General features: G+C 45.7%; 1 protein-coding gene. It reads right to left on the reverse strand.

What is annotated here, in order from left to right; translation table 11 throughout:
- Positions 1-180 precede the first annotated feature (180 nt).
- Positions 181-534 (reverse strand): DUF933 domain-containing protein (locus tag K0335_RS22280; protein WP_219394176.1); only part of this gene is annotated, 354 nt, incomplete at its 5' end.

Consider the following 534-nt stretch of genomic DNA (forward strand, 5'->3'; position numbering starts at 1 on the left):
TACAGTGAATGTCGACTGGTAATTAAGAAAAAAACTTACCCTGTTAGCTCTGCGTTAATTGAGCCTGTCAGTATGAGTTGAGATATTATGAAATAAAAAATCCACGCGGCTGCGTGGATTTTATGAGTTTCTTTGCCTCTTATGAGATTCAGCAAAACCTCATAAGACAACAATTTTTACTTAGACGTTGAACAGGAAGTTCATTATATCGCCATCTTTAACGATATAATCTTTGCCTTCCGCTCGCATCTTACCGGCTTCTTTCGCGCCTTGTTCACCTTTATAGGTAATAAAGTCGTCAAAGGCGATAGTTTGAGCGCGGATAAAGCCTTTTTCGAAGTCGGTATGGATTTTACCTGCTGCTTGCGGCGCGGTTGCGCCAACCGGAATGGTCCATGCGCGAACTTCTTTCACCCCGGCGGTGAAGTAGGTCTGGAGGTTCAGCAGGCGATAACCAGCGCGAATAACGCGGTTCAGCCCCGGTTCTTCCAGACCCAGTTCAGCCATAAATTCGTCACGCTCGTCATCATCCAG

The sequence above is a fragment of the Escherichia sp. GZ89 genome (assembly GCF_019366485.1).
In the GTDB taxonomy this organism is placed as follows: Bacteria; Pseudomonadota; Gammaproteobacteria; order Enterobacterales; family Enterobacteriaceae; genus Escherichia; species Escherichia fergusonii.